Source organism: Maritalea sp., from assembly GCF_047634455.1.
Classification (GTDB): Bacteria; Pseudomonadota; Alphaproteobacteria; order Rhizobiales; family Devosiaceae; genus Maritalea.
Map to the genome: position 1 here is coordinate 1 of NZ_JBLIAI010000093.1, position 6810 is coordinate 6810.

The following is a 6810-nucleotide window of genomic DNA, read 5'->3' on the forward strand; positions in this document are numbered from 1 at the left end:
AGACCTTTTCTCAATTCAGTCCAGACCCTAGGGCCCGTAAAATAGCGACATATTCATATGGTTCAATGTGAAACACATGTTAACCCTATGTTAAGCATTGCTTTGACGGCAGGGGTGATTGGTTGATAAATTCTTAAGACATACTGTTTCTTGAGGATTTGATATGTTCGGCGCTATTCGTAATAAAACAAATATGATGCCGCTCGCGCTGGTGCTTGCTGCTATTTCTGGTGTCTTCTTTGCCGAGAGCGGCATAAAAATTGCCACACCAGCATTTGCTGCAAATATCTTGGATGTCGCAAAAGGCAGCACAAACCAAACACCTAATGGTATTGATTTTGACAATTTGGTGCGGATCGATAATCGATCTTACAATGTGAATGTTGAGGACTATGTTGACCTCAATCCCATATCGTCAGCAACCGTAAAGAAGATTAGCGCAGGGCGGGTGTTCACCGTCAATATCGCAACCACCTCAACCGGCACATATTCAACCGACGCCATGCGATCCAAGCACGTGCTTTATCCGGGAATTGATGTCAAAGAAGTCAAGCCCGCTGACTTTGTTGATGGTGCAATTATCATTCTTGGCAAATTGCAAGGTCGCGATTTGCTCAAGTTCATTCAAGGTTTAGACGATTTTGCCGCCAGTGACGCCCAAGGCTGCGAAGCACATGGCAGCTATATTGGGTGCAAATAGCGTTGCGACACCCTACCCGTTTTTCGCCCGGTAAAAGATGTGCACACCAATTTGCGTGAGTTTTTTCAGTTCTGACGCCCATTTCGGTCGGACATAATTGGCATGGTAGTTGGTCGCGTTTGCAACTTCAGCCAAATAAATGTCGCCGTTCACAACTTTCTTTGCAATTTCCTCAGCCTGCTTCCACGCCTCTTTTTCATTCACCCGTTCGGGAACTCCATCACAGGCGAATGAGAACTGGCAGCGGTTCTTCCAGCTTTGGTTTTGGAATACGACTGAGCAAATTGAGTTTGGATAGACCTCGCTTTTGACCCTATTGCGCACAACCTGTGCCACAGCCACTTGTCCACGGTAGCTTTCGCCGCGCGCTTCAAAGTAAATCGCTGACGCCAAGCACCAAAGTTGTTTCTTGTTGGCATCCATGGAGGCTTGGGTCAAAGTTGGGGTGAAATCTTTCAAGCTCGGCGCATTATCGCGCGCGTAGGCAAGCTTTGTGGGCACCGAAACAGGATAAGGCTGCAATGGATCGCGCAATGCAGTCGCGTCGCCAATATCGTCCAATGCAACAATTGCGTCCAGCGCTGCCGTTTTGGGTATTGGTTGGGCAACAACATCAAACTTTTGCTTCGTCTTAGCCAGCGGTTTTTGTGGAATTGATGCGACCACTAAACTGTCTTGAGCAACGAATTTTGGCAATTTGGTTTGTGCTTCGAGCATGGCAAACCGCAATTTGCCAAAACTATTGGCAATCTCCACCGCAGTTGGCCCCGTCGCCCGTTCAATTTTGGCTTCACGGTTGGATCCATCAAAAATCGCTTGGTCAAACATTGCAGCATATCCGGTTGGCGCAATTGATGCGACTTGGGCTGGCGCAGATATCGCAAGAGGCGGCAATGCAAGTTCTGTGTTTGAATTGAAGGGCCACACAACTAGCGTCGCGGCGGTGGTGACCACAAAACTAAGCAAAGCGCATGCGCTTTTGTAGGCGTTAGCCTTTTTGCGCCGGGCCTGTTGCAGCCTGGCAGCCAGATAGATACTCATAAACAACTCGATGCTACTCGATCGACTAAACACATGCCGACACCCCCATTATCTCAAATCTTGGTTTATGGGACGTAAACGGAATGTGTGATCACAATTAGCCGACAGCTGGGCACCGTCGTGTTCGTTTAGTGGCGATTTTGTTGGGACGTTTGATATGGCGGGTGTGCGGGCGTTCCGGATATCCACGGCAACTGTTTCATTATCAGCTTTCAACCCGTTCAACACTTCGAGCGAAGATTTTCAAAACCCAAACATGGTTGTCGATCGGTCGATATATAGATTCTTCAAATAAACTTTCTAGGGCTAGCCATAAATCGAAACCAGAATTGCCGCCATTGCTAATAGTGTGAATGTTTGCGTCTAACCGTCAATTCATGACTTAAACTTCAGCTATCAGTTGTCTGCACTAATTTATGAAATTTGCTCCTCTATCACCATACCTACAAATTGAGTCATAGTGTACCGAAGAATCAGCATGGATAAATAATTTGAAAAAAGCGATTGTAGATCGAGCAGGGCTAAACCAAAACGCAGAACTACCGTTCGAGTTGAGGATTAGTGATTTTGAAAATGGGATGCAGGACGTTTACGATTTTTTTCATGACGTCAATGAAATGCTACTCGGTAAGGGATTGCAGCGACTTGATGACATGACGCGTCCCGCTGCCATGTCGGGAATGATTTCAGACATGATTACTGCCTCGCTTGCTCGGTTTTCACGATCACTTGTCCCAAATGATTTTTTTAATGGCCACCCTGATCTTGTGGTACGTGGTCGCTATGCCAACAATTCAATTGCATCTGGGAAAGATGGAGTTGAAATCAAAAGCACACGGAAAGCCGGTGGTGCCGTAGACACACACGGCGCACGGGAGCAATGGATGTGTGTTTTTGTCTATGAGGTAGATACCGAGACAGAGCCGACATCGGCTCGTGAGCCAATGCGTTTTACTGAAGTTTACCTTGGGCACGTCGTCGAAGCAGACTTTCGCAGTAATGCAAGGTCAACGGAAAAAGGCACCAGAACAGCTACGCTACATAAGGATGGCATCGCAAAGCTGAGAAAATCATGGATTTATCGAATTGAAAGTCGGGTTGAAAAACAGCGCACGGCCAACAAAACGCGCAAATCTTAGTCAGATATTTTTGGCCTAAGCCTCGTCAACTTCGGGATTGCATCATTCGCAATATCAAAATACTTACGATCTAGTTCAACACCGATGCTTTTGTAGCCTACAGCGTTTGCTGCCGCGATGGTTGAACCGCCGCCCATAAATGGATCAAGAACCGTTCCCTTTTCTAGGGGCAGAACAGCGCGTACAAGTTGGCGCATAAAGGCTTGAGGCTTAAGCGATGGGTGAGGTGCGATTTTCTTTTCCGTTGTAGGTGTTGGATGAGATTGTATCAGATCGCCAAACGGGCGATTTGGGGAAAGGCGACGAAAACCACCGGTACCATATTTCCGTAAATTGTCCTGTACTCGACCTTCCAAGGGCTTTCTCAGCATTACCCAAGGCTCCCATTGCGACCGAGGCATTACTGATACACCATCGAACTCTTCATGAGCGTTTTTCGGGCGATCACCCCCACGCATCGTCATAACTTGGCGGGACACATAGCCCCGAAGCTCTAACCCAGCTTCCGTTAGTGCGCTTGCAACAATGTGAGATAGTAATGGATTTGCAGCAACCAATACGTTCGCTCCTGGGACAAGGATGCGGTTGATCTGTAAGCCAAATCGGAGAAAGAAACGATGGAGGTTTTTGCGATCATCATCATTCAAGACAGTGAACCGTGGAAGTGGTGCGCGTTGATGTCCATCAAAAGATGGAGGTATGCGCCAAACGCCACCTTTGCCGGCTCGGAGTTTAGCCGTCTCTTTGTCATTAAACTCCACCAAACCATATGGAGGATCTGTAACAATAGCTTCTATCGAAGCTTCTGGTTGATTGGCCAACCAATCAAAACAATCAGCGTGATAGACAAGCCCTTTTCCTATTGATTTATGCACCGCAACAGGTTTGATTCGGCTGCTTTCGATGATGTGCATGTGCCCACTAACATTAAGCTTATATCTACCCCGCCCAGTTCGCTCAAAAGTCTTAGGGGTGTTTAAATTTAAATATGATCGGATCGAAGACGGGGGAACTTCACCAAGTTGACTATTCACAGCTGTAAGTATTTCTTCGATTGAAGCATCGTGAGTAATCACGCTTAGAAACTCAAATATTGAGTCTCTGACAGTCCCGGGTGCTAACGACATCGAATCTTACGCCTTATTGTGGAAATAGGATGAGGATATTTTATACAACGACGTCCAGACGTCAACATACTTTTGCTTAGTGAGTCAAGAGTTTACACCCACTCTGAGATGATCGTGTTAATTGAGGGAAATAACACCCAGACTTGGGCACTTTGCTTTCAAATCGGCAACTCGCCCGTCATTTCCTGCGCAACCTAAACCACCAAAATCGTCAACCGCAGTCTATGGCTGTAAAAAAATCAGTTTTGCGACTGCGCCAAGGCAAGCCGTGCGATGGGCAAACGGTATGGCGAACAGCTGACATAATCGACATTCAGACCAGCAAAGAACTTCAAGCTCTCTGGGTCACCTGCATGCTCGCCGCATATGCCAATTTTAAGATCTGGGTTGGCTTCTTTACCGCGTCGAATGGCGATTTCAATCAGCTCGCCCACACCCTTTTTGTCGATGGTGACAAAGGGGTCATTATCGTACAGCCCCCGACGCTGATAGGTCGCAAGAAATGCAGGTGCATCGTCGCGCGAAATGCCGAACGTGGTTTGGGTGAGATCATTTGTGCCGAACGAGAAAAAATCGACATGCTTGGCAATATCATAGGCTCTAAGTGCTGCGCGAGGCAGTTCAATCATTGTCCCGATGGAGAATTTGAAACTGTCTGATTGCGCAACGCCCAGCCGCTCCATCAACTGCAAGATTTTGGTGCGCACCCAATGAACTTCGCGCGCTGACGAAACAAACGGCACCATGATTTCCAAATTGACGGGAACGTCGTGGGCTTCAATCGCGGCGCGTGCGCCAGCAACCAGCGCCCGAATTTGCATGTCCAATATTTCGGGGTGCGAGATCGCCAGGCGACACCCCCGGTGGCCAAGCATTGGGTTGACTTCCGCCATCCGATCCAGCCGGTTGCGCAAATGCTCTGTTTCCAAGCCAAGCGAAGCTGCGGCGTCTTCCAACTCTTCTTCGCTTCGGGGTAAAAATTCGTGCAATGGTGGGTCGAACAACCGCACCGTAATCGGCAAGCCTTCCATCGTAGAAAACAGCCGCGCATAATCATCTGCTTGGTATTCGACCAACACATCCAGTGCTTGTTTGCGGTCACGATCATTTTGCGAAAAGATCATGCGACGCAGGGCAACCATACGTTCTGTGGAAAAGAACATATGTTCTGAACGCGCAAGGCCGATCCCCTCGGCCCCAAAGGCCAAGGCGATGCGCGCTGATTCTTCGGTTTCCACATTGGTGCGCACTTGAATGGTACGGTTGCCATCAGCCCAATCCAGCAAGGTGCTCAATGCGGCGCCAATTTTGGGTTGGCTCAATGGCAAAGCGCCCGCATAGACTTCGCCGGTACTGCCATCAATGGTAATCTCAGCGCCTGCGATAAACTCCCGCTCGCCCAAACGAACTTTGGCGTGCTCAAGATCAATAGACAGTGACCGAACGCTCGCAACACAGGGTTTGCCGGTAACCCGCGCAATCACCGCCGCGTGGCTGGTGATGCCGCCACGCGCCGTCAAAATGCCTGCGGCCGCCTGCATGCCTTCAATATCGGAAGGTCCGGTTTCGATGCTCACCAAAATGCAGTCTTTGCCGCGCGCCCGATAACGAGAAGCGTCCTCTGACGTGAATACAATAGCCCCACTCGCCGCCCCAGGCGACACACCAAGCCCCGACGCAAGCGCGACAACACGTTTTTTGCCGGTTAGTCTTGGGTGCAAAAGCTGTTGCAGTTGCACCGGGTCAATCTCGGCAACAGCTTTGCGCGGCGTCCAATCTCCGTTGTTCACGCGATCAATTGCCGCTTCCAGATTAGCCGAAATGCTGGCTTGAGCTGGTCGCGCCGACAGAAATATCAGTCCGCCATTTTCCTGTGCGACCAAGCAAATCATATGCGCACCCGCCAATGCATCCATTTTTCGACAGAGTTGGCGGGCCGCGGCCGGGTTGGGCAATGTGGGCAGCTCGGGTTGACCTTGCAATTTGCACGGACCCAACTCGCCGCTAGATAAATCTCTGGTTAGGATTGAAAATGGCTTTTGCGCCGTTGCAGCTTGAACCAGCACAATTTGTTCAAGCGAAAGGTCACGCCCTGTGTCGATCGTCCATACTGGTGTGCCGTGCAAATAGGATTCAAACGCACGGTCAACAGCACGGGCAAGAGGCTTTGATAGGTCTGTGGCTTCACTTTCCTTTTTTGGCGCATCTACTTTGCCGCGCACTCTGGCTAGTCCGGCCATGTGAACTTGTGCAGCTGTGCGCACAACAAGCGCAGGGGGCTCTTCGCCCTTGGCAACAAGCTTAAAGAGCGTACCAACCCAATTGGTGTGCAAAGGACTGCCCGGTTTTGCTTCTTTTACCGCTTCCCAAGCCTGCCGCGTAATGCAAATGGTTGGGCAAGCTCTTTGCCCGGATTTGGCCATTGCGAAAATCCAAGCGGCCTTCCCCACGACCAAACGCTCTTGCTCGCGCGACAAAAGCGGGCGCTCATTTGCTGGTGCAATCGCGAACATTTGTTGGGATACGGTTAGTGGCACTTCAGCACGACCTAGATTGCGTTCAAGTTTTTTGTTTAGTATGGCTTAGTGTCGCCGTAAAGTGCAACAAACTTGACACCAGTTCCAGAACAAAGCATCTCACATCTATGGCAAAAAAAAGTCCTTTGGAAATATTACTTTGTGCACCACGCGGTTTTTGCGCCGGTGTTGATCGTGCAATCCAGATTGTCGAGCTATCACTCGAAAAATATGGTGCGCCTGTGTATGTTCGGCATGAAATTGTGCACAACAAATATGTTGTGGAT

General features: G+C 49.3%; 4 protein-coding genes and 2 pseudogenes. 3 read left to right on the top strand and 3 right to left on the bottom strand.

Annotated features, from left to right (window positions below; genetic code table 11):
- Positions 1–163 precede the first annotated feature (163 nt).
- Complete coding sequence (locus ACJAZW_RS14680) at positions 164–700, top strand: hypothetical protein (RefSeq protein WP_415159422.1); 537 nt, start codon at positions 164–166, stop codon at positions 698–700.
- 12 nt (positions 701–712) lie between these two features.
- Here ACJAZW_RS14680 and ACJAZW_RS14685 read toward each other — a convergent pair.
- Positions 713–1096 (bottom strand): annotated as a pseudogene (locus ACJAZW_RS14685) (cell wall hydrolase); the annotation flags it as partial.
- A 1136-nt stretch (positions 1097–2232) separates the two neighbouring features.
- On the opposite strand from ACJAZW_RS14685, the gene ACJAZW_RS14690 reads away from it, so the two are divergent.
- Positions 2233–2880, top strand: a complete 648-nt coding sequence (locus ACJAZW_RS14690) for a hypothetical protein (protein ID WP_415159424.1) — start codon at positions 2233–2235, stop codon at positions 2878–2880.
- Here ACJAZW_RS14690 and ACJAZW_RS14695 read toward each other — a convergent pair.
- Both ACJAZW_RS14695 and ACJAZW_RS14700 read right to left on the bottom strand, forming a co-directional pair.
- Complete coding sequence (locus ACJAZW_RS14695; protein ID WP_415159426.1) at positions 2877–3794, bottom strand: DNA-methyltransferase; 918 nt, start codon at positions 3792–3794, stop codon at positions 2877–2879. The two genes, ACJAZW_RS14690 and ACJAZW_RS14695, sit on opposite strands and share 4 nt — an antisense overlap.
- 452 nt (positions 3795–4246) lie before the next feature.
- Entirely contained in the window at positions 4247–6544 is a 2298-nt protein-coding gene (locus tag ACJAZW_RS14700) for a putative PEP-binding protein (RefSeq protein WP_415159428.1), read from the bottom strand.
- Positions 6545–6651: 107 nt separating this feature from the next.
- On the opposite strand from ACJAZW_RS14700, the pseudogene ispH reads away from it, so the two are divergent.
- Positions 6652–6810, top strand: a pseudogene (gene ispH / locus ACJAZW_RS14705) (4-hydroxy-3-methylbut-2-enyl diphosphate reductase); the annotation flags it as partial.